Origin of the sequence: Quadrisphaera granulorum (genome assembly GCF_003149145.1) — a bacterium.
Taxonomy (GTDB): Bacteria; Actinomycetota; Actinomycetes; order Actinomycetales; family Quadrisphaeraceae; genus Quadrisphaera; species Quadrisphaera granulorum.
In genome coordinates this window covers 40,742-62,871 of the sequence record NZ_QGDQ01000021.1, presented here as the reverse complement: position 1 = coordinate 62,871, position 22,130 = coordinate 40,742, and the positions used below count along the sequence as shown (strand labels likewise).

Genomic DNA, 22,130 nt, shown 5'->3' with positions numbered 1-22,130 from the left:
CACCGGGTGGCGGACGTCCATGATCACGGAGGAGGGTGGCGGAGGTCTCCCGCCTGGACGGCGCTCACCGGGTCAGTGGGCAGGGATGTCACCGACGTCCGCGACCATCCCGGTAGCGGAGTAGACCTCACTCGTCCAAGGGCCGAGCGGGATCCGAGCCAGCGACTCCGCCATCGTGCCTCGGTCCACCAGGGTGCTCTCCCACGCCAGCAGCACCGCCCGCTGCGGGTCGAAGGTCAGCGTCTCCCGCCACACCCCGCCGTTGTGCAGGGTGAACTCGATCGCAGTGCCCGTACGCCCCTGCGGGTCGGTGTGCTCGCCGAGCAGCCCGACGTCGGAACGCGCCGCCATGGCCGTGAATACCGTCGACCTCTGCTCGGCGCTCAGCTGGGGAGACCGCAGGAGTCCCGTCAGGAGGCGCATCTCGGTGTCGGTGACGGTGCCCTCACCGTCGTTGCCGACCATCAACGGCATCGTGGCTGCGGCCCCGGCCACCTGGCGCGCCAGGGCAGTCGGGTCGGTGGGGACGCCGGCGGGTCCGCCCAGCTCGTCCAGGACCGTCTGCTGCTCCCCCTCGGGGCGCTCCCCCGCGCGCCAGGTCGTGGTGCCGTTGCTGAGGTCACCGCCGGTGCTGGTGAGGATCTCCTTGCCGGCCCCGTCGGGAGCCCACCACAGCTGGCTCCGCTGCGTGCCGAGGAGCTCCCCGTTCTGACCTACCCGCACCTGCGAGGTCGTGTCCGTGTAGACGACCTGGCCTCCAGTGGTGGCCCCCGGCTGCGCCAGGGCCACCGAGGCGAGCTCGAGCAGCACCGCACCGGCCGGCGCGGTCGCGGCGGCGCGGGTGTCGGTGGTCACCGGGACGGTGCCCTCGCCCTCGCTCAACACCGGAGAGGACGACGACGGCGGGCTGACGGCCATCGAACCGCTCGGCGCCGGGCGCAGTGCCTCCGCGGCCAGCACCACGCCCGTGGCGGTGACCGCCGCGAGCGCCAGCGCCATGGCCAGGGTGCGGCGGCTCCTGGGCGCCCTCTTCAACGGGGCGCGCCGTAAGCGGGGGCGCAGGCGCGGGGCGGGCTGCTGCTCGGCGGTCGACGTCTCGGGCCCGTGACCTGCGAAGACGGCGGCGAGCAGCGCGTCGCCGTCCTCGGCCAGCAGCGCGGCGACGTCGTCGTCGACATCAGGACGAGCAGACCGGAGGCGCAGCAGCACGGGGTCGTGCGGGTCGAGGTGGTCGGAGGGCAGCGGGGTGGGCGCGGACATCAGGACTCCTCGAGGGCGAGCGGGCGGGCAGGGGTGCGGGTGGTCGTGTGGGCAGGCGCGGCGGCGTGACGGGGACGCGGTGGTGGCGGCGGTGCTGACCAGGCGGGTGGGTCAAGTGCTCGCTCCAGCCGGCGCCGGGCCCGGTGGAGGCGGACGGCGAACGCTCCGGGTGCGCAGCCGAACACCGCTGCCGCCTCTGACGAGCTGAGTCCGTCCCAGCCGACGAGGAGGAGCACCTCGCGGTCTTCGTCGCTGAGGCCGGCGAGGGCCGTGACGACGGCGCTGCGCTCGGCGACGGTGTCAGAGACGTCGGCTCGGCCGTCCCCGCCGCGGTGGAGGCGGTGGTCACCGGCTGCCGCGTGCGCGGCGCTCAGCGCGAGGGCCGCCTGCTGCCCCTGGGAGCGCCAGTGGTGCGCGAGGGTGTTGCGGGCCACACCCAGCAGCCACGGCAGGGCTGGCTCGGGGACGTCGTGCACGCGTCGCCACGCCGTCGCGAAGACCTCGCTGAGCAGATCCGGTGCCGCGTCAGCGGCTCCGCGGCGCAGCAGGAAGCCGAGCACCCGCGGGGCGTGCTCCCGGTAGAGCCGGGTGAGACGCTCGGCGGGGTCGGGTGGGCTGGCGCCAGGAGGGACGTGCACCGGGGTTCCTCTCGTCGGGGACACCCGGGTAGTTCCGTCCCGCGGGGCGTTCTTACAGGGCGTTGTCCTTCGGACGCCCACGATCACGGCCGGAAGGTGGCGGAGGCCCATGATCACGGAGAGAGGGTGGGGTGGCTAGCGTGACCGGGTGCCCGAGCTCACCGACCCGGCCGCCGCGGACATCGCCGAGCGGGTCGTGGAGCTGGTGCTGGGGCGACCCGCCGGGCCGGGCGGGGTGCGCGTCCTGGCCATCGACGGCCCCAGCGGGTCGGGCAAGACGACGCTTGCCGGAGTGGTGGCGACAGCGCTGCGGGCGCGTGGAGTCAGCACCACCGAGGTGCACATGGACGACCTCTACCCGGGCTGGGACGGGCTCGCCGAGTCCGTGGGCCTGGTGACCGCCCAGGTGCTCGAACCCCTGACCGCCGGCACGCCGGCCGCGTTCCGCCGCTGGGACTGGGTGGCGCACACGTGGGCGGAGCAGGTGCCGGTGCCCGCGGCCGCCGTCGTCGTCCTCGAAGGGGTGGGATGCGGGTCGCGTCCGTGCGCACCTCACCTGACCGCCCTGGTGTGGGTGGAGGCCGACGACGACGAGCGCATGCGACGCGGCATCGAGCGCGACGGCGAGGCGTACCGGCCGCACTGGGAACGGTGGGCGGCGCAGGAGCGGGTGCTGTTCGCCGCGGAGGGCACGCGGGAGCGCGCGGACCTCCTGCTGCGGACCTGACCCGCCCGGCAGGATGGACCGCGTGGGCGAGAGCACCGGTCTGGGCAAGAGCCTGCGCGCCGAGGCGGGGAGCCGCCTGCAGCGGCTGCGGGTGCACGCGCCCCACATCGCGCTGTGCGCCTTCGGCGCTGCCACCGCGCTGTTCATCGCTTCGCAGGTGCTGGGCCACACGCAGCCGATCTTCGCGCCGATCGCTGCGGTGCTCGGCCTGGGCGTCTCCTACGGCAACCGCATCCGCCGCGTCGGCGAGGTGGTGGTTGGCGTGGCCATCGGGGTGGCCGTCGGCGACCTGCTGGTCCGCGTGTTCGGCTCCGGTCCGTGGCAGGTGGCGCTGGTCATCGGGTTGGGGATGGCGGTGGCGATCGTCCTGCGTGCCGGCACCCTCATGATCAACCAGATCGCGGTGCAGGGCGTGTTCGTGACGCTGGTGCACCCGCCGACGACGGGCGCGATCGTCGACAGGTGGCTCGACGCCGTCGTGGGTGGCGCGGTGGCGCTGGCCCTCGCGACGCTCGTACCCACCCGGCAGCTGCAGCGTCCGCTCAAGCTCGCCCGGGAACTGGTGAGCACCCTGGCGGACCTGCTGCTGGAGGCCTCGGCAGCGGCTCGCGACGGCGACGCCGACCGCGCCCGCGACGCCCTCACCCACGCTCGGGGCACCCAGGAGCGGCTCGACGGGCTGCGCGCCGCCGCCGCGGAGGGCCTCGACGCCGCACGGCTGTCGCCGTTCCGCCGCCGGCACACCGCCCAGACCCGTTCGGTCAGCGCCATGGCCGTGCCCCTCGACCGCGCCCTGCGCAACGTCCGTGTGCTCGCCCGGCGGCTGTGGGTGGCCACCGACAGGCTCGAGGTGGTGCCCGAGGAGCTGCTGGACCTGGTCGACCAGCTGGCGGCCGCCTCGCTGCGCCTCGCCGAGGACCTCGCGCCCGGCCGGTCTCGGGAGGGGGCGGTGGAGGCGCTCTCGGCGGTGGGTCAAGCGTCTGTGCTGGTGCCGCGCTCGTCGCTGTCCAGTGACGTGGTGCTGGCCCAGGTGCGCTCGGTGGTGGTCGACCTGCTCATGGTCGCCGGACTCGACAACGCGGCCGCGCGCGAGAGGGTGCCGGTCCGGGTGGGGGAGAACTTCGGCTGACGCAGCCCTTCGGTCTGGTCGGTCTGGTCGGTCTGGTCGGTCTGGTCGGTCTGGTCGGTGAAGTGATGACACACCGCGCCGCAACCATCACTTAGCAGTGGAAGTGAAGGTAACGTCCGAACGTGCCGTCAGATCGAGCCGCGAGCGCGGTGGCCTGGCCGAAGCTGGGCAGCCGCGAGGTGCCGTGGACGCCGACCCTGCCGCCCGACCTCGTGCCGCGCTCGATCCGCGAGCTTCACCAGGGTCCGTACGCAGCAGCGGTGGTGCCGTTCATCGCGGAGGCCACGCCTGCGGTCTCGTCGGGCGCGGCGGCGCTGGCGGAGGAGGCGGCCGCGGAGGTCGCGCGCTTCGACGCGGAGCAGGCGGTGGGCGCGGCGGGACCGGACGACGACGACGGGTCGGGGCCACTGCCGTTCCTGCTGCTGCGCAGCGAGTCGGCGTCGTCGTCGCAGATCGAGGGGTTGACGTCGGGGGCGCGGGCGATCGCCGTGGCCGAGCTGGGCGGTGGAGCGACGCGGAACGCCGAGCTGGTCCTGGGGAACGTCAGGTCGATGCAGGCGGCGTTGGCGCTGGCCGACGACCTCACCGCTGACGCGCTGCTGGCGATGCAGCGGGCGCTGCTGGAGGCCAGCGCGCCGTCGATCGCGGGGCGGTGGCGCAGCGAGCAGGTGTGGATCGGCGGAGACACGTACGGACCGCACGGCGCGGAGTTCGTGCCACCGCACCACGAGGACGTGCCGGCGCTCATCGACGACCTGGTCGCGTTCAGCGCCCGCGGCGACGTGCAGGTGCTCGTGCACACGGCGCTGGCGCATGCGCAGTTCGAGACCGTCCACCCGTTCGCGGACGGCAACGGCCGCACCGGGCGGGCGCTCGTGCACGCGCTCCTCCGGCGGCGGGGGCTGGCGCGACGGGTGACGGTGCCCGTGTCCGCGGGGCTGCTCACGGACGTGGGCGGGTACTTCGACGCGCTGACGGCGTACCGCGGCGGCGAGGTCGACCCGATCGTCGAGGTGATGTCCCGGAGTGCGCTGGCGGCCGTGGTGAACGGGCGGCAGCTGGCCGCCGAGCTGCGGTCGGTGCGGGCGCGGTGGGACGACGTGGTGGTGGCCCGCCGCGACTCCGCGGCGTGGCGCCTGGCCGACCTGCTGCTGCGGCAGCCAGTGGTCGACAGCGCCACCATCGCCCGCGAGCTGGGCCTTTCCCCTGCCAACGCCGCCCGCCCGCTCGCGCCGCTGGTGGAAGCGGGAGTGGTGCGGGAGACGACCGGACGTGACCGGGGCCGGCTGTGGCAGGCCGACGAGGTGCTGGCGGCGCTGGACGCGTTCGCTGCCCGGGCCGGGCGGCGCTCCGCCAGCTGACAGGGCCGCGGGGCGTGACAGCCGGGTGTGCAGACGGACGTGCAGAAGTCCGCTGACAGGCCCAGATGCTGCCCTGGAGCCGGGTTCTGCACGTCCGACGTCACGGGCTCCCGCCCCCGTCGTGGCCCTCAGCCGGCAGGTGGCGCCACGACGTCTGCGCCCGGCCCGGTGATGTCGTCGTCGATGCGGCCGTTGACGTCCACCAGCTGGCGGTCCCGCAGCGGCTGCCCGAGCTCGACCACCAGCGGCGCCAGCGGGTGGCCGGGGCAACTCTGGTTGCCCTTGCGGATGTACGTCGACACCGCGATCCGCACCTGGGTGGCCGTCACCTCGACCTGCGGCTCTGCCATGTTCCCCGCGGCACCCTGCCCGCTGGTGCAGCCCCGCTCCTCGACGAGCACCTCGACGCTCGTGGCCGCGGGATCGGGCACGAACCCCGCCGGCAGGAACCACGTGGCCGGTTCGGTGGTCTTCGGGTCTCGGTCGTCCGCACCGAACTCGACGGTGATCGGTGCCCGCCGCCCCAGCACCTCCAGCGTGGCCGCGACCATGGCGGCCGCCGTGGCATCGTCGGCGCGCTTCTTCGCGCCGTCGGGTACGTAGCTGATCGCGTAGTGGCCCGTCGGGGCGTCCAGCCCGCCGCCCCAGTTGTCCGCACCGACGTCGGCTGCGAACGCGTCGAGACCAGCCGACTGGGCACGCTCGCGCTCGGCCTCGGACATGACGGCGCCACCCCGCAGCTCCACCGGGTACGGCAGCTGCTCCGCGAGCGCGACGAGCTCCGCAGGTGGCGGCTCCTCACCGGTATACGCGACCCACGGCAAGACGGCGTCGTCCTCGGGGTCGCCGTAGGCCAGCGCGGAGTAGCGGTCTCCGAGAAGCTGCGGCGCCTGCTCCGCGAAGGGGTTGAAAGCGTCCTGGTCCATCGACTCCCGGGCGGCTTCCTCGAGGGTCATCCCCTCGTGCTCGACCCACCAGGCGAGGTCGGGACGCTGGTCGATGGAGGCCTGCGTCACCGGTGCCCGCACGCCCTTCGGCGTGGTGACCAGCGTCAGTTCAGCGACGGGCCAGACCGCGGCCACCTGGCCTGCTTCGACCTGTCCCGCAGAGGAGGAGGACGACGACGGCGACCCACCAGGTGGAGCTGGCTGCGTCGCGCCCCCGCAGCCGGCCAGCAGGACCGCCACCAGCGCCGCTCCAGCCGCCAACCCCACCGTCCGCGCCCTGAAGTGCCGCACCTGGCCACCGCCCTCCGCGCTCGCCGCCGCGCGTCGCGGCGATCACTCGTCAGACGCTGCCGCAGCGCCCGGCGTTGCAGGGCGGCGCCGCGCCGTCGTCGTCCTCAACCGGCTGCAGGTGCCACGAGGCCGTCGCTCGGAGCGGACCGGCCCTCGCGCAAGGCCCCGTTGACGTCCACGAGCGTCCGGTCGCCCAGCGGCTGACCGAGCTCGACCACGAGCGGGGCCGTGCCGTGCCCGGGACAGGTTTGCGGTCCCTTGAGGATGTACGTCGACACGGCGATCCGAACCTGGGTGTCCGTGACCTCCACCTGCGGTGGAGCCATCCGCTCCCCGGGGTTGACCCCGCTCGCACACTGCGGGGAGTCGACGGTCACTTCGATGCTCGTGGCCGTCGGGTCGGCGGTCCAGCCTGCGGGTAGGTACCAGAAAGCCGGCTCGGTGGTCTTCGGGTCGCGGTCGTCCAGCTCGACCTCGACGCGGAACGGCGCGTCGCGGCCCAGCGCCTTCGCGGCTGCTGCGACCACGGCGGCCTTCACCTCGTCACCGCCCTGCCACTGCTCGGCGGGGATGCCGCTGTAGGTGAACGTCGCAGTGGGGGTGTCGAGGCTCCCGCTCCACCCGAAGCCCTTCGGCGCTGCCGCGGCGAAGGCGTCGGTGCCGACGGACCGCACCCGGTCAGCTTCCGCCTCCGTCAGCAGCGCTCCGCCGCGCAGTTCCATCGGCAGGTAGAAGGCCTCCGCGGCCGCGACGAGCTCGGGCGGCACGTCACCGGTGAACCCGATCCACGCCGGGTCGCCCTCCATCTCCGGGCGGGCCTCGGAGTACCTGTCACCGAGGATCGGCCTCACGGTCGAGGCCACCCAGTCGTGGAACGCCCTGACGTCCTGCTGTTCCCGGACCATCGCCTCCACGGTCATCCCCTCCTGGGCCGCGAAGGAGGTGAGGTCCTGCAGCTCGGCCTCGTCCGGTGCGGGCATCGGCGGGCGCTCGCCCTTCGGGGTGATCGCCACGGTGCGTGCCGCATCGGGCCACAGCGGTGCGCTCTGCTCGGGTGACGAGGACGACGACGGCGAGCCGCTGCCGGCGTCCGGCGCGGGCTGCGCCAGCGGGGTTCCTCCGCACCCCGCGAGCACCACCGCTGTCAGTGCCGTCGCTGCCGCGAGCCCGACCGCCCCTGCCCTGGAACGCCACACGTGCACCACACCCTCCGGTCGCCGCCGCGCGTCGCGGCGATCACCGGTCAGACGCTGCCGCAGCGCTCGGCGTTGCAGGGCGGCGGCGCGCCGTCATCGTCTTGCAACGCCGACGCCGGGCCGTTCCGGAAGCCCATGATCACGACCGGAGGGTGGCGGACGTCCATGATCACGGCGGGAGGGGGTCAGCGGCGCTTCTCGGGGACGGCGGGCAGCACGGACGTGGTCAGCGACGGGTCCGGCTCCTCGCGGAACCGGCGCCGGATCGCGTCGCGCTCCTCGGCCTCGATGCGCTCGCGCTCCTCGCGCAGGAGGCGCTCGACGCGGTCGGCCTGCTCAGCCTCGCTCGGCCCCGCGAACGCCTTCGACCGCTCGATGGCCTCCATCGAGCCGGTGAAGAGGGAGTCGTCGCGCCGGTCCGGCACCTGCACCGGCGGCAGGACGACGGTGGCGGGGGTCGCCGGCCCGGGCACGCGGCGCGGGGCCTTCGGGTCGTGCGCGCCCTTCGCGGGGACGCGCTCCTCGGCGCCCGAGACCAGCGCCGCCTGCGCGGCCTCCTCCGCGCCGACGCCGGTGAGCCGCACGCGGGGCAGCCCCTCGGGGTTGTACGCGACGAGCCAGCGGACCATCGCCTCCCGCACGTGGCAGCGCAGGTCGAAGGCGGTCGGCCCGTCCTGCGCCGAGACGAGGATGCGCACCTGCACGAAGCTGCCCACGGCATCGGTGACCTGCAGCACCGCCACGCGGCGGTCCCACAGCTCGTCGGCCTCGACCACGCGGTGCATCTCTTCGCGCATGGCGTCGAAGTCGGTACGCCAGTCGACCTCGAACAGCACCACCCCGAGCAGTTGGGAGTCCTTGCGGGTCCAGTGCTGGAACGGGGTGGAGGTGAAGTATGTCGAGGGGAGCACGAGGCGGCGGTCGTCCCAGATGTGGACGACGACGTAGGTGAGGGTGATCTCCTCGATGCGCCCCCACTCCCCCTCGACCACGACGACGTCGTCGACGCGCAGCGCGTCGGTGAACGCCAGCTGGAGCCCCGCGAAGACGTTGCTCAGCGAGCTCTGCGCGGCCAGGCCCGCGACCACGGACAGCAGGCCCGCGGAGGCGAAGATGCCGGTGCCGACCACGCGGGCCTCGGGGAAGGTCCAGAGCATCGCGCCGACGGTGAGCAGCGCGATGACCAGCAGCGCGATCCGCCGCAGGAAGATGATCTGGGTGCGGATCCGGCGCGCGTGGCGGTTGTCGGCCACGTCCACCCGGAACTTCTCGAGGAGCAGGTCCTCGATGACCAGCACGACCTTGGCCAGCAGCCAGCCGACGCAGGCGATGACGGCGAGCAGCAGCACGGTCCGGACCGCGGAGAGCCAGCCGTCGTTGCCGGTGGAGCGCACGAACACCTGCTGCGCGGCCAGCGTCACGAGGATCCAGCGGAACGGTCCCTTGAGCCGCGCGGCGAGCGTGCGCGCCACCATGGACGTGTTGCCGATGCGCAGCACGACGGCGTGGATGACCATGCCCAGCACCAGCGCCCCGATCGCCGCGCCCGCCGCGATGGCGACGAGCTGCAGCGCTTGGAACCCGGTGAGGGGGGTGGTCCCAGCGGCGCCGTCGCCGATGAAGAGGGGGGCGAGGAAGTCGAAGACGTTGGGCATGACTGGCGGGGGCCTCCAGGTCTGGGGCGGGTGGTGCAGGCGGTGCATCCACTGTCGCAGAAGACCCCGCTGTCGTGCACGCTCGCTGGATGGCACCTCAACGCCGACTGATGATGACCCTGCTCGGGCTCCTCGTCGTCGTCGTGCTGGGGGCCGGGGCGCTGCTGCTGGGCGGCCCCGCCTCCCTCGCCGGGATTCTCGGGGACGACGACGACGGCGGGCGCGGGCGCGGCGCGAGCGGCTCCGCCGGACCGGCCGACCAGTCGGTACCGGGCACGGTGCTGCTCGTGCCCGGGTACGGCGGGAGCACGAGCGGGGTGCAGGTGCTCGCCGGGGCCCTGGAGCGCGCGGGGCGTCAGGTGCAGGTGGTTGCGGCGGTCGGTGACGGCACCGGTGACCTCGCCGACCAGGCCGACGCCCTGCAGCGGGCGGCGACCGAGGCGCTGGAGGCGGGGGCGCCGTCGGTGGACGTGGTCGGCTACTCGGCCGGTGGTGTGGTGGCGCGGCTGTGGCTGGCCGGCGACGGAGCTGACGAGCCGGTGCGCCGAGTGGTGACGCTCGGCAGCCCGCACCAGGGAACGGACCTGGCGCGCTTCGCGGCGGTGAACGCCCCGCAGGACTGCCCGGAGGCGTGCCAGCAGTTGTCGCCCGGCAGCAGCTTGCTCCGGACACTTCCGGAGATCCCCGGTGACGGCACCCGCTGGACGAGCGTGTGGTCGACCTCGGACCAGGTGGTGGTGCCGCCGGCGGATGCTTCCTCGCTACGGGGCGCCGTCGGCATCGAGTTGCAGCGGGTGTGCTCGGGAGCGCGCGTCGACCACGGTGGCCTCGTGAGGGATCCGCTGGCGGTGGGCGTGGTAGACGCGGCGCTCGACGGGGCGGTGCTCGAGGGGGCGCCGTCCTCGTCGGACTGCGACGCCCTCACCACCCGCGGGCGCGCCCTCCTCACCCAGTAGTGGCGCTCAGCCGCATGATCGTCGGGGAGGGGTGGGGCGTGGCGTCGGCACTGGACCGTCCCCGACGATCATGCGAATGAGCGCCACCATCCAGAGGTCAGCTGGTGATGTCGCGGGTGGTGAACGACGCCCACGCCGCCGCGAGCAGCACGCCCGCCCACCCGAGCTGCATGAGCACGCCGCGCCGCACGTCGGTCCACAGGATCGGGTCCCTGAACAGGTCCACCCACGCCAGCCAGTACCGCGTGGGCAGCAGGTCGTGGATCGCCGACGCCGCATCCAGCCCCACGAGCACCGTGCTCGCGACGAGGAGCGCCAGGCCACCCAGCGCCGCGACCAGCGGTGAGTCAACGAGCGTCGAGAGCAGCAGCGCCAGCGCTGCCACCCCGAGCATCGACACCGACACGTACGCCATCACCAGCAGCGTCCGCACGAGCAGCTCCTGCGGGGACAGCGACGTCCCGGACAGCGACGCCGTCGTCGTGCCGAGGGCATCGGGACGGGTGCCCAGGAGCTGGGTACCCGCCACGAAGGACACCAGGGCGACGGCGACGACGGCGCCCAGCGTGAAGGCGAGCACCGCGAACAGCTTCGCCACGAGCAGGCGGGTCCGGCCGACGGGCCGCACGAGCAGGTAGCGCAGCGTGCCGGCCTGCGCCTCCCCCGCGATGGCGTCTCCGGCGACCACGCAGACCGCCACCGGCAGAAAGATCGGGACGACGATGCCCAGCGCCGCCGCCGGGTACAGCTGGCCGTTGCCGAGCACCGCCGACAGGAACGCCGGACCCTGCCCGGGCCGGGGCGCCAGCTCGCTCGTACCGAGAAATGCCGCAACCACCACGGGCAGCGCGCACAGCAGCCCCACCGAGACCCACGTGCGGGGCCGCAGGGCGAGCTTGCGCAGCTCGACGCCGGTCAGCGCTGCCAGCCTCACGCGCCCATCCCTTCTCCGACCGCCGTGGTGCGGGACAGGACGACATCGGTGAGCGTGCGCCGCTCCACCACGGCCTCGCGGACGGCGAGGCCGCCGCGCACCAGGTCACCGACGACGTCTCCGGCGTCAGCGACCACGAGCCGCACGCCGGCCGCCCCGGGGTCGGGCGCGGGGACGGGGCTCTCCAGCAGGCGGGACCCGAGCAGCTGACCGGCCAGCGCAGCGGCCCGCGCGCCGTCGTCGTCGTCCTGATCTCTGACGGCCAGGGTCACGAGCAGCCTGCCGGTGGGGGCGCGCAGGGCGTCGACGTCGTCCTGGACCACGAGGTGGCCCCGGTCCATGACCCCCACGCGCGTGCACAGGTGCTCGACCTCGGAGAGCAGGTGGCTGGAGACGAGCAGCGTGGTGCCCTGCGCGGAAAGCTGCAGCAGCAGGTCGGTGACGAGGGCGATGCCCTGCGGGTCGAGGCCGTTGGTCGGCTCGTCGAGGACGAGCAGGCGCGGGCGGCGCACCAGCGCGGAGGCGATGCCCAGCCGCTGGCGCATCCCGAGGGAGTAGGCGCGGACCGGCCGGCGGCCCACCTGCGCCAGACCGAGGGCCTCCAGCGCGTCCTCCACGCGGCGGCGCCGGGTGCGACGCCCGCCCGGGGTGGGGACGGCGGCGTCGAGCAGCCGCAGGTTGGCGCGCCCGCTCAGGTGCCCGATAGCTGCTGGCCCCTCCACCATGGCACCGACCTGCGGCAGCACGCGGGCGGCGTCCTGCGGGACCCGTCCGCCGAGCACGCGCACGCGCCCGGCCGTGGGGAGCACGAGGCCGAGCAGCATCCGGACGGTGGCCGTCTTGCCGGAGCCGTTGGGCCCGAGGAAGCCGTACCGGTCTCCCTCGGTGACGCGAAGGTCGACGTCGGTGACGGCCTGGACCCGGCCGAAGCGCTTGGTCAGGCCTTGCGTCTGGACGGCGAGGTCGCTCACGGGTGGATCGCTCCTGGGTGCGTCACGGGCGGCGCTCCGGGGGCTCGGTGACCAGCTGGGCGGCGGCGCGGGTAAGCAGCTCGGGCTGCACCGCGCCGGAGACGAGGTAGGCCCGCCTCTCCCGCCGACCCTCCCCATCGGGGACGACGACGATCGCGGCGCTCAGCGCTCCCGCCCGCACGAGCGCGGTCCGGGCGGCGGGGGTGGAGGCGTCGTCTGCTGGGTCGAGGGGGTCCGCGCCGGCCGCCTCCGCGGCGAACAGCGCCTGCCGGCCCTGCTCGGCGGGCAGCGACACCACCGCCAGCCGCAGCAGCCCCGTGCCGTAGGCGACGGCTCCCGTGCTGAGTGGGTCCTGCAGGGCGGGCAGCCCGGCCAGCTGGTCGGGCAGTGCCCAGGGCGCGGCGGTCGCGGCGCCGGCGGCGACGTCGACCTCGGCGGTCCGGACGCTGGCGCCCGGAGGGTCGGGGACGACGAGGGCGGCGGGGTTGGGCGCGCCGAGGGCGACGTCGTCGAAGGCCGCCGAGACGACCGGACCCCCGACGATGTCGACCACGTCGACGGCGAGCGGCAGCCCGGTGGCCCGGTCGACCCAGACGTCGGCGTGGTCGAGCGTGGAGAGGCGGGACGCATCCGGCTGCTCCGCGGTGGGGGTCGTGCGCAGCCGGACGCCGTCGGCGAGGCGCCCGGCGACCACCCGCTCCCCGATGTCGGTGGCGCCCTGCTCGACGAGCTGCTCAGGGGTGGCGCCGGCCAGGAGCGAACGCGCCAGCGTCGGCGGCAACAGGTCGGAGGCGCGCGGCAGTCGGGCGCCCGACAGCGGGGCGTCCACCGTGATCGCGTCTCGCTCGTAGTCCCACCCGGTCAGCTGCCCGCCGGAGGCGTACTGGCCGCGCTCGCCGGTGGCCGTCAGGACATCGGTGCGCCACGTCCCCTCGCCGGCCCACCACGTCCGGGTGCGGGTGCTCTCTCCCACCAGCGCGGCGACATCGCCGAGGCGCGGCAAGTCGGGCAGGCCGAGGGCGCCGCTGCTCGTGGCGGTGCCGGTGAACGGGACGGACGCCGATGCGGCGGCCCGGGCGAGGACCCGGGTGACGCCGTCCCCACCCGCATCGCCTCCCTCAGGGCCGTCGCCACCACCGGCGCTCCACGCCGGTCGTCCGACGAGCGCTGCCGTCACGAGCAGCACCGTCCCCAGGACGACGACGACCCATCGCAGCCCCGCGGCCCGGCGGTGAGGAGCAGCGGGCACCTAGCCACCGTACGTGCCGTCCCTGACAGCCGCCCCCCTCGCGACGATCAAGGACGTTGTGCACAGTGACCGTGACAGTGACCGTGCACAACGTCCTTGATCGTCACGGAGGGGTGAGCGGTTACCGCTGCGCGAGGCGCTGCCAGGAGTCCAGCGGCAGCACCCCGAGACCCGTCACCGCGTCCCAGCCGTTCGTCGTCCGCAGGGAGGAGTCGCGGTCGAGGGTGACCAGGACGTTGGCCTGCTTGCTGGGCGAGAACGACGCCAGCGCGAGCGTGCCCGCAGGCGCCTTGACGTCGCGGACCACGGAGGGAGCCACCTTGGCAAGCTGGTAGATCGCGGGGCTGGCGAACCCGACGCGCGCGCCGATACGCCCCTGCACCGCGGCGACCTGGGCGGCGACCATCGGCGACGCCAGGGACGTCCCCCCGGTGGGATAGGCCTCGTACTCCCCCGTGGCGGTCGACCCGTCCTCGAGGATCGGGGTGTACCCGGTGAGGAAGCCCGTGTACGGGTCGGCGATGTTGGCGATGTCCGGTACCGCGCGGTAGCCGCGCGAGATGGCGTCGGGCACCACGCCGCGCTGCCAGTCGGGCTCGCGGTAGATCGTCCCGGTGCCGCCACCGGCACCGGCGTAGAAGTCGCCGGGCGGCGCCGGGTCATAGGCCGTCCCCGTGATGACGGACCGCGCGTTGCCCCAGCCGGTCTCGACGGCGATACGCCCTGAGGCGTCGACGCCCACCGAGGTGCCGCCCACGGCCGTCCAGAACGGGTGCGCCGCAGGGAAGCCGACCTGCTTGGGGATGTCGTTGATGGTCTCGTCGCCGTCGTCACCGCTGGAGGCGTACAGACCGATGCCCTGGGCGGCGGCCTGCCAGCCCTGGTAGTCGTAGATGGCCCGGTCAGCGGACACGAGGTACTGCTCCGGGATGCCCCAGCTGTTCGAGATCACCGACGCCGCCTGGGTGTCGAGCACCCGCGAGACGGCGATGTACAGCCCAGCGCCGCAGTTCGCGCCGGCGGAGTAGACGATGCGCGCCTTCGGCGCGACCGCGTGGACGGCCTGGACGTCGAGGGACTGCTCCCCCTGCCACGCCTCCTCCCCCTGGCAGGCCTCCTGGTCGGTGAAGGTCGACCTGTCGACGCCGATCTCCGAGTACAGCCCGCTGATGCCGGGCTCGCCCTGCGCGGCGAACAGCTTGTTGCTGTCGGCGACGACGGTCGGCGAGGCGTACGCGTCGACGATGGCCACGGTCTGGCCGGCGCCGTCCCCGGGGACGGTTCCGGACACCGCCCGCATCTGGGCCGCGGTGTACCCGCAGATGTTGGTCGGGAACGACGTGCGCCCGTAGGCCCGCGGAGCGGTGAAGGACCGCTGGCCCCAGAAGTCCGAGCAGGGCACCTGCTGCGCGGGCGCCGCCTGCCCGGCTCGCGCGAACGATGCCGGCTTCTCCCGCCCCGGTGACAGGGCACCCGGCCGGGCCTTCAGCGCGCCACCGGACAGGCTCACCGAGCTCACGAGCGCGCCGACGGAGGATGGCAGCGACGGGGTGCTGGAGGGTGCGGTCACCGTGTCGCCGTCGACGCGGTACTGCCGCAGCGACGTGCCGAACAACCGGTTGACCTTGTCGGCGGGGCCGCGGAAGACGACGTAGGTACGGCTGGCGGGCACCGCGGTGACGGTCATCCCGTAGGCCCGCAGGAGCGCCGTCACGACGTCGACGGTGGTCTGCGTCGGTGCATAGGTCGAGATCCACTGCTGGGCCGAGACGAACTGGCCGTACCGGGCGGAAGTCGGTGTCGACACGGCGACGGCGAGGGCGCGGGCACCGGCGGCGTCCCGGAGCGGCAGCGCCAGGTAGCCCTCCACCGATGTGTCGGCCGGTGCAGCACCGGCGTCCGAGGCCGCGGTGGCCCACGCGGGCTTCGCGTCGGGGAACGCCGTGCGGTCAGCGGCCTGGGCGGGCCCGGCGACGAAGCCGGTCGAGAGGCCGGTCAGGGCGATGGTGAGGAGGACGGCAGTGACCGCTGCCGCTCTGGTCGTCCACCGCCGGGGGGCGAGCTCCGATATGCGCACCGCACTCCTTCGGACAGGCTGGAGCGGTGACTGCGGCGGACCGCCGCAGCCACCGCTGGGAGATCGCCGACGCTAGACCGACGTGACCTCACGCGGGCCCGGTTGCCCAACACCGGTTGCCACCGGACACCGGACCACGCGGTGTTTCGCCCTGTCAGCGCAACCCCTGCGTCACCGCAGCGGGCTCGTCAGCGGCTGTGCAGGGCAACGAGGGTGGCGAGACGATCCGCTTCGACCCGGCCGCGCTCGCCGTCGGACCGCTGGACGCCCATGACGGCGAGCGTGTCGCCGTCGGCGAGGTCGAGCTGCACCCACGGGCGCCCCCCTCCGAAGGAGACCCCCACGACCTCCGCCCACTCCAGCCGCCGACGGTTCACGAGGTTGCGCACGTACAGGCCGCGCTCGTCCGGGATGGCGACCACGCGGGCCTGCATCTCGCAGAACGCCATGACGAGCAACCCCGTGACGACGAACGCGACCCGGTCCCACAGCGTCTGCCCGACGACGAACAGCGCCAGCACCGTGAACAGCACCACCGCGACCACGCCGAGCACCCGGGCCACCAGCCGGCCCCGCACGGGGCGGAACGGCGCATGCAGCCGCGCGACGTCGTCGTCGTCGAACGACGAAGAGGACGACGACGCCGAGGGCGGCGTCACAGCCGGCAGGCGTGGATCGTCGTGACGAGGATGGCGCGGGCGCCGAGGTCGTACAGCTCGTCCATGACCCTGTTGGTGGTCGCCCGAGGCACCATGGCGCGCACCGCGGCCCACGCCGGGTCCGCCAGGGGTGCCACCGTCGGTGACTCGAGCCCGGGGGTCAGCGCGCAGGCGGCGTCGAGGTGCTCGCGCGGGACGTCGTAGTCGACCATGACGTACTGCCGGGCCACGAGCACGCCCTGGATGCGCCGCAGCAGCACGTCGAGCCCGGCGGGGCGCACCGGCCCTCCGCCGGCCTCGATCGAGCGGCGCGTGATGACGACGGCCTCCGAGCGCAGGATCGGCTCGCCGAAGACGGCCAGGCCTGCCGAGCGCAGCGTGGAGCCGGTCTCGACGACGTCGGCGATGGCGTCGGCCACGCCCAGCTGCACCGCGGTCTCGACGGCGCCGTCTAGCCGCACCACCGACGCGCTGACGCCGGCCGCCGCGAGGTGGTCGGCCACGAGACCGGGGTAGCTGGTGGCCACGCGCTGACCCTGCAGGCCGGCGACGTCGAGCCCGCCGGCCACCTGCGACGCCGGCCCCGCGAAGCGGAACGTGGACGCGCCGAAGCCCAGCTGCATGACCTCCTCGGCCTCCGCGCGGGAGTCGAGCAGCAGGTCGCGGCCGGTGATGCCGACGTCGAGGGTGCCCGAGCCGACGTACACGGCGATGTCGCGCGGGCGCAGGAAGAAGAACTCGGCCCCGTTCTCGGGGTCGGCGAGCACGAGCTCGCGGCCCTCACGGCGGGTGGCGTACCCGGCTTCGCGCAGGAGCTGCGCCGCCGGCTCGGACAGCGATCCCTTGTTGGGGACGGCGATCCGCAGCGGCGCGGTGGCTGCTGCGCTCGCCGCGGAGCTGGCGGCGTGGGGCAGGGGGCTGGTCATCGTGCTGCTCACAGGTGCTCGTAGACGTCGTCGAGGGACAGACCGCTGGCGATCATCAGCACCTGCGCGTGGTACAGCAGCTGCGAGATCTCCTCGGCGGCGCGCTGGGGCGTCTCATGCTCGGCGGCCATCCACGACTCAGCGGCCTCCTCCACCAGCTTCTTGCCGATGGCGTGGACGCCGGCGTCGAGCTCGGCCACGGTGCGGGAGCCGGCGGGACGCTCGGCGGCTTTGGCGGACAGCTCGACGAAGAGCTGCTCGAACGACTTCACGAGCGGCCAGCCTACGGGCGATCGCCGGGGAGCTTCGCCCCCGGGCGACCCGGACGGCCCAGAAGACCCCGTCAGGCCACCGAGGCGACGACGACGCCGGCCATGGCCAGCTGGAACGCCGAGGTCACCCAGGCGGCGGGGTGCATCGCTCCGGTGGGCAGATGGGTGCACACGAGGTCACCGAGCTTGCCGGGTGTCAGCAGGTCGAGCACGAAGAGCGCCACGGCCTGCATGACGATGCCGACCAGTCCGAAGACGATCGTCCACAGCAGCGCCGGCCCGAAGCCGGCGTCGGCGTTGCGCCAGATGGTGGTGAAGGTGATCAGCCCGACACCGAGGGCACCGGCGGCGGTGACCAGCGCCGCGCCGGGCTCGGCGTCGCGGAACACCCGTGTGGCCAGCTTGCCCGGCACGATGAGGTCGAGGGCGTAGAAGCCCACGAGCAGCAGCCCGAGCCCCACCGCCGTGTACACCGCGGCAGCACCGACCGCCATCGCCAACCCGTCCACGCGGACCTCCTGCTCGATCCCTGGTCGATCTCTGCTCGACAGCCGTCGGTCACTCGGCGAGCCACGCGGCCCGCTGCTGCGGGCTCGGTGCCGGCCCGTCGATGTGGTGCGGCACGAAGCGCGCGTAGTAGTCGGTGACCGGGGAGTCGCTCTCGCGGATCCCGCACCCGGCTGCCTTGCCGTCCACGATCCAGCTACCGACCACAGCCTTGTTGCCCTCGAAGTCGGGCATCCGCACGTACTGCTGGTAGACGAAGCCCTCCTCGCCGTACTCCCCCGGCTGGACCAGGGAGAGGTCGCGGGAGGAGACCTCGATGTTGTCGCCCTCGCGCCCGTGCAAGGGCTTCTTCACCCACTCGGTCATGCCGTTGGGCTCGCCCATCGACGCGGGCAGGAGGTTCTCGTGGCCCGGGAAGCACCGCCACAGCGCCACGAGCAGCGCCTTGTTGGACAGCACCACCTTCCACAGCGGCTCCAGCCAGACCGTCGCGCCTTGCTCCAGGGTGCTCAGGGCGTGCGCGCCGAAGTCTTCCCAGAGCACGTCCTCCCAGGGGTAGAGCTTGAAGAGGACGTCGATGACGTCGTCGTCCAGCCCGATGAACCGCTGGACGTCGGGGTTCCACCCCAGCTGCTCCACCTGGAGCTGGCACGTGGACCAGCCGGCTTGGTCGGCGCAGTCGCGCAGGTAGCCGACGGTCATCTCCTCCTCGCCGCTCTTCTCCGCGCCGAGGTGCGCCAGGTGCAGCACGCCGAGGCCCGTGCGCTGGCGGATGCCGCGCCAGGCCTCGACCAGGCGCTCGTGCAGGGAGTTCCACTGGTCGAGCTCGGGGGCGACGTCCTGCAACCAGTACCACTGGGCGACGCTCGCCTCGACGAGCCCGGTGGGAGTGTCGGCGTTGTACTCGAGGACCTTGGCGGGAGCGTCGTCGCGGCCGTCGAAGCGCAGGTCGAACCTGCCGTACAACGATGGCGGCGCGGCGTCGAAGGAGACGCGAGCCGCCTCCAGCGCACCCGGCGGCAGTCCGAGGTCTCCCAGCTCACCGCTGCACAGGTAGCGGGCGGCCTCGACGCACATCGTGTGGACGCGCTCGGTGACGGTCTCGAGGTGGTCCACCTCGTCGCTGCTCAGCACGTAGCAGGCCCGCTCGAACCAGTACTCCTGCTCGCCGAGACCGTTGCGCGACGGCGTCATCGGGTAGACGAGCCCCTGCGACACGACCGTCTCGCGCCACCCCGGGCGCGGTGTGGTGCGGATCCTCTTCACCGGGCGGTCACTCAGCTGCCGGCCTTCGAGCCGCCGCCGAGTCCGCCGCGCACGGTGCTTCCCGACTCCGTCACGCTGAGCACCCGGCCGCTGGACGACGACGCCGTGCGCAGGCTGTCGTCGCTGACGGTGCCTCCGGCGCGGTCGGCTCCTCCCGACACGAAGGTCGAGCCGTCCGGCACGCTGCGGTCGAAGCCCGCGTACTGCCCGTTCTGGCTGCCCGAGCCCCCGGTGCTGCTGCTGCCGCCGCCAGTCGGCATGGCCGAGCCGACCGCGGGGATCCGGGCGCCGCGACCGCCGTAGTACCAGTAGTGGCCGCCGCCGGAGCCGCCCGTGCCGCCGTGGCCGTCGTCCTCGCCGCAGTCGTCGTCATCGGCGCGCTGGCCGGTCGTCTGGTTGACGCAGACCCCCTGGTACTCCGCGTCGGAGCCGTCAGAACTGCCGGAGCCGTTGTCCGTGCTGCCCGAGCATCCGGACAGGGCCAGCGCCAACGACGACGTGATGATGAGCGGCACCGCTGCCGACTTCCTCACCCGTTCCTCCCACACGATCGGAAGCGCTGAGGCTACGGCCAGTCGTGACCACCGTAGGAGCCGGGGATCTGCAGGAGCGCTCGCGCCGCCAGGTTCTTGCGGTCGCTGTTCAAGCCGACGCCCAGCTCCTCCAGTGCGCCACAGGTCTTCAGCGGCAGCAGATCCTCTGGGCACAGGTGACCGACGTCGACCAACGAGAGCTGCCGCAGGGCGGGGGCGGTAGCGAGGGCTGAGAGGTCGACCAGCCCCTTCATCGTCTCCAGGTGGACCCGCTCGAGCGCCGTGCACCGAGAGAGGTCCGGCAGTGCGCGGACGTTCCGGAGAGCTTGCAGGAACAGGTGCTCGAGGTGGCCCATATCGGCGAGGAAGCTCACGTCGGCGAGGCCGCGGACCAGCCACAGCTCGAGGTAGGTGATCCGGCCGATCTCGGGGACGACGCTGAGGTCGGTGATCCCTCCGAGGCGGATCTCCAGCGTGCGCAGCCGGGTCAGCGCCGTCAGGGGCGCGAGGTCAGCCGTGACCGATCGGAGCTTCAGGTGCTCGAGCTGGGTGACCCCGGCCAGGGGTCTGAGATCGCGGGCCCGTGCTTCCAGGCGGAGGTCGCGCAGCGGCGTCGGCAGGTGATCCAGACTCTGAGGGCCGAGCACGACCTCATGGTCGAGTGAGTCGATGCTCAGGCCGGTGAGCCGGGGGTAGTGCCGGAGGAAGGACAGGTCAGCGCCGTCCCCGAGCCCCCCGGCGCAGACGCGCAGCGCGGCCTGCGGGTGCTCCTGGAACCAGGAGCCGAGCCTGCGGTGATCGCGGTCGGTCAGCGGCGTCGCGAGCTGCACCACGCGGACCCCGCGTCGCAACAGCGAGAGCATGCCCGGCGTGAAGGGACTGGCCACCTCCACCAGCCCTCCACCCTGCGGGCGGAGCGGGAGCCTCACGCCCACCAGAGCCGTCGGACCTCAGGCGTCGGCGTCGGCGTCGGCCGGGGTGCGGGTGGTGCTGTCGCCGCCGGCTCCCGCGGCGCTGCGGCGCAGGAGGGCACCGACGTCCACGCCCGTGGTGCGCCGCACCAGCTCGAGGGTCTCGGTGAGGTTGGTGGCGACGCCCTTGGACAGGGCGCTCGCGCCGTCGGTGGAGATGACCGTGAGGTCGCTGATGGCGGCCATCGGCGCAGCGAGCTCGCGCGCGACCTTGGGCAGCGCCTCGACCACCATCTGCGTGGTGGCGGCCTGGCCGTACCGCTCGAACGCCTCGGCGCGCAGGCGCTGCGTCTCGGCCTCCGCCTCGCCCTTCGCGCGGATGGCGGCGGCCTCCGCCTCACCCTCGGCGCGGACGGCGTTGGCGATGGCGGTGCGGCGGGCCAGCTCGGCCTCACCCTCCAGCCGCACCTTCTCGGCGGCGGCTGCAGCGGCGACGCGGGCGGCGTCGGCGTCGGCCTTGGCGAACGTGGTGGCCCGCTCGGCGTTCGCGGCGGTGGCCAGGCGGGTGCGCTCGGCTTCCGCCTCGGCCTCGGCGATGGCGGTGGCCTTGGCGCCCTCGGCCTGGAAGATCTCCGCGTTGCGGCGGCCCTGGGCCTCCTGCTCGGCCTGGTAGCGGGCGGCGTCGGCGGGCTTACGGACCTGCGTGTCGAGCTGGCGCTCGGTGAGGGCCGCCTGCCGCTCGGCCACGCGCTCCTGGCTGGTGAGCACCTCCTGGTCGCGCTCGGCCTTGGCCAGGGAGCCGGCGGCCTCGGCGTCGGCGGCGGCCCTGTCGGTGTCGGCCTTGAACGCGGAGCGACGCAGGTCGAGGTCGCGCTGGGACTCGGCGATGGCCTCGTCGGCCTTGGCCTGGGCCTGGCTCGCCTCGCGGCGGGCGGCGGCCTCGGCGATGGCGGCGTTGCGGGCCGCGGCGGCGGCCTCGGGGCGGCCCAGGTCGCGAAGGTAGTTGGTGTCGTCGGAGACGTCCTGGATCTGGAAGGTGTCAAGCACCAGACCCTGGTTGCTCAGCGAGGAGATCGACTCCTCGGCCACCTGCGTGGCGAAGGCGGCGCGGTCACGGATGATCTCGTCGACGGTGAGCGTTCCGACGATGGACCGCAGCGAACCGGCGAGCACCTCCTGCGTGAACGACTCGATCTCGTCCTGCTGGTGCAGGAAGCGCTGCGCAGCGGCGCGCACGTTGTCCTCGGAGCCACCCACCTTGACGATGGCGACGGCGTCGAGATTCAGGCGGATGCCCTGCTTGGAGACGGCCCCGCCGATCTTCACCGAGATCCGGCGGCTGCTCAGCGACAACACGTGCACGCGCTCGACCAGCGGCTTGACGAAGACACCGCCGCCCATGACCACGCGCTGGCCCGACAGGTCGGTGGAGACTTGCCCCGTCTCGGGATTGGTCACCGCTTTGCCCTTGCGGCCGGTGACGATGAACGCCTCCGACGGGCTGGCGATCTTGTAGCGCCGGGCGAGAGCGAAGACCACCGCCAGGACGACGACGATGACGACGCCGATCGCGACGATGGGAACGAGCGCCGATGTCAGGTCCACGCGCTCGACCCTAGGGCGACGCTCTCGGCGGGCGAGTCAGCCCGCAGGTGGGTTCACCCG

21 protein-coding genes are annotated in these 22,130 nt (G+C 73.6%); 4 read left to right on the top strand and 17 right to left on the bottom strand.

Going from position 1 to position 22,130, the window contains the following annotated elements; genetic code table 11:
* Nucleotides 1-72: 72 nt before the first annotated feature.
* Entirely contained in the window at nt 73-1,260 is a 1,188-nt protein-coding gene (locus tag BXY45_RS15840) for a hypothetical protein (RefSeq protein ID WP_109775478.1), read from the bottom strand.
* Nucleotides 1,260-1,898 carry an RNA polymerase sigma factor gene (locus tag BXY45_RS15835; protein ID WP_211319629.1) on the bottom strand — a complete coding sequence of 213 codons (639 nt, stop codon included), beginning with the start codon at nt 1,896-1,898 and terminating at the stop codon, nt 1,260-1,262. The genes BXY45_RS15840 and BXY45_RS15835 overlap by 1 nt, the downstream gene beginning before the upstream one ends.
* Before the next feature lie 148 nt (nt 1,899-2,046).
* Here BXY45_RS15835 and BXY45_RS15830 point away from each other — a divergent pair, with 148 nt between their 5' ends.
* From BXY45_RS15830 to BXY45_RS24595, 3 genes are all read left to right on the top strand, one after another.
* Complete coding sequence (locus tag BXY45_RS15830; RefSeq protein WP_109775477.1) at nt 2,047-2,625, top strand: nucleoside/nucleotide kinase family protein; 579 nt, start codon at nt 2,047-2,049, stop codon at nt 2,623-2,625.
* 22 nt (nt 2,626-2,647) lie between these two features.
* Nucleotides 2,648-3,754, top strand: coding sequence for an FUSC family protein (locus tag BXY45_RS15825; RefSeq protein ID WP_170131557.1), 1,107 nt, complete (start codon nt 2,648-2,650; stop codon nt 3,752-3,754).
* A 122-nt stretch (nt 3,755-3,876) separates the two neighbouring features.
* On the top strand, nt 3,877-5,115 hold the full coding sequence (locus BXY45_RS24595; protein ID WP_211319628.1) for a Fic family protein: 1,239 nt from the start codon (nt 3,877-3,879) through the stop codon (nt 5,113-5,115).
* A 128-nt stretch (nt 5,116-5,243) separates the two neighbouring features.
* On the opposite strand, the gene BXY45_RS15815 is transcribed toward BXY45_RS24595, so the two are convergent.
* From BXY45_RS15815 to BXY45_RS15805, 3 genes are all read right to left on the bottom strand, one after another.
* Nucleotides 5,244-6,197, bottom strand: a complete 954-nt coding sequence (locus BXY45_RS15815) for a hypothetical protein (protein WP_109775475.1) — start codon at nt 6,195-6,197, stop codon at nt 5,244-5,246.
* A gap of 260 nt (nt 6,198-6,457) precedes the next feature.
* Complete coding sequence (locus BXY45_RS15810; protein WP_170131556.1) at nt 6,458-7,549, bottom strand: hypothetical protein; 1,092 nt, start codon at nt 7,547-7,549, stop codon at nt 6,458-6,460.
* Nucleotides 7,550-7,734: 185 nt separating this feature from the next.
* Nucleotides 7,735-9,204, bottom strand: a complete 1,470-nt coding sequence (locus tag BXY45_RS15805) for a mechanosensitive ion channel family protein (protein ID WP_172601961.1) — start codon at nt 9,202-9,204, stop codon at nt 7,735-7,737.
* Nucleotides 9,205-9,293: 89 nt separating this feature from the next.
* On the opposite strand from BXY45_RS15805, the gene BXY45_RS15800 reads away from it, so the two are divergent.
* On the top strand, nt 9,294-10,160 hold the full coding sequence (locus tag BXY45_RS15800; protein WP_109775473.1) for an esterase/lipase family protein: 867 nt from the start codon (nt 9,294-9,296) through the stop codon (nt 10,158-10,160).
* 97 nt (nt 10,161-10,257) lie between these two features.
* On the opposite strand, the gene BXY45_RS15795 is transcribed toward BXY45_RS15800, so the two are convergent.
* The 12 genes from BXY45_RS15795 to BXY45_RS15745 form a co-directional block, all read right to left on the bottom strand.
* The gene (locus tag BXY45_RS15795; protein WP_109775514.1) at nt 10,258-11,079 is read right to left on the bottom strand and encodes a DUF2705 family protein; all 822 of its coding nucleotides are present in this window, start codon (nt 11,077-11,079) and stop codon (nt 10,258-10,260) included.
* An 11-nt stretch (nt 11,080-11,090) separates the two neighbouring features.
* Complete coding sequence (locus BXY45_RS15790) at nt 11,091-12,065, bottom strand: ABC transporter ATP-binding protein (RefSeq protein ID WP_211319626.1); 975 nt, start codon at nt 12,063-12,065, stop codon at nt 11,091-11,093.
* A gap of 22 nt (nt 12,066-12,087) precedes the next feature.
* Nucleotides 12,088-13,314 (bottom strand): hypothetical protein, encoded by a 1,227-nt coding sequence (locus tag BXY45_RS22955; RefSeq protein WP_119700385.1) that lies wholly within the window; start codon nt 13,312-13,314, stop codon nt 12,088-12,090.
* 121 nt (nt 13,315-13,435) lie between these two features.
* Nucleotides 13,436-15,391 carry a S53 family peptidase gene (locus BXY45_RS15785; protein ID WP_109775471.1) on the bottom strand — a complete coding sequence of 652 codons (1,956 nt, stop codon included), beginning with the start codon at nt 15,389-15,391 and terminating at the stop codon, nt 13,436-13,438.
* Between the two features lie 188 nt (nt 15,392-15,579).
* On the bottom strand, nt 15,580-16,050 hold the full coding sequence (locus BXY45_RS23885) for a PH domain-containing protein (protein ID WP_211319625.1): 471 nt from the start codon (nt 16,048-16,050) through the stop codon (nt 15,580-15,582).
* Nucleotides 16,047-16,976 (bottom strand): ATP phosphoribosyltransferase, encoded by a 930-nt coding sequence (gene hisG, locus BXY45_RS15775; RefSeq protein WP_109775512.1) that lies wholly within the window; start codon nt 16,974-16,976, stop codon nt 16,047-16,049. The genes BXY45_RS23885 and hisG overlap by 4 nt, the downstream gene beginning before the upstream one ends.
* A gap of 8 nt (nt 16,977-16,984) precedes the next feature.
* Nucleotides 16,985-17,248, bottom strand: a complete 264-nt coding sequence (locus tag BXY45_RS15770) for a phosphoribosyl-ATP diphosphatase (protein ID WP_109775470.1) — start codon at nt 17,246-17,248, stop codon at nt 16,985-16,987.
* 71 nt (nt 17,249-17,319) lie between these two features.
* Complete coding sequence (locus BXY45_RS15765; RefSeq protein ID WP_211319624.1) at nt 17,320-17,757, bottom strand: DUF350 domain-containing protein; 438 nt, start codon at nt 17,755-17,757, stop codon at nt 17,320-17,322.
* Between the two features lie 49 nt (nt 17,758-17,806).
* Nucleotides 17,807-19,021: a glutathionylspermidine synthase family protein gene (locus tag BXY45_RS15760; protein WP_109775469.1), complete on the bottom strand. Its 1,215-nt coding sequence runs from the start codon at nt 19,019-19,021 to the stop codon at nt 17,807-17,809.
* An 11-nt stretch (nt 19,022-19,032) separates the two neighbouring features.
* Nucleotides 19,033-19,554 (bottom strand): hypothetical protein, encoded by a 522-nt coding sequence (locus BXY45_RS15755; RefSeq protein ID WP_146211236.1) that lies wholly within the window; start codon nt 19,552-19,554, stop codon nt 19,033-19,035.
* A 32-nt stretch (nt 19,555-19,586) separates the two neighbouring features.
* Nucleotides 19,587-20,483: a leucine-rich repeat domain-containing protein gene (locus BXY45_RS15750; RefSeq protein ID WP_146211235.1), complete on the bottom strand. Its 897-nt coding sequence runs from the start codon at nt 20,481-20,483 to the stop codon at nt 19,587-19,589.
* Nucleotides 20,484-20,504: 21 nt separating this feature from the next.
* Nucleotides 20,505-22,070, bottom strand: coding sequence for a flotillin family protein (locus tag BXY45_RS15745; RefSeq protein WP_245961858.1), 1,566 nt, complete (start codon nt 22,068-22,070; stop codon nt 20,505-20,507).
* Nucleotides 22,071-22,130 lie beyond the last annotated feature (60 nt).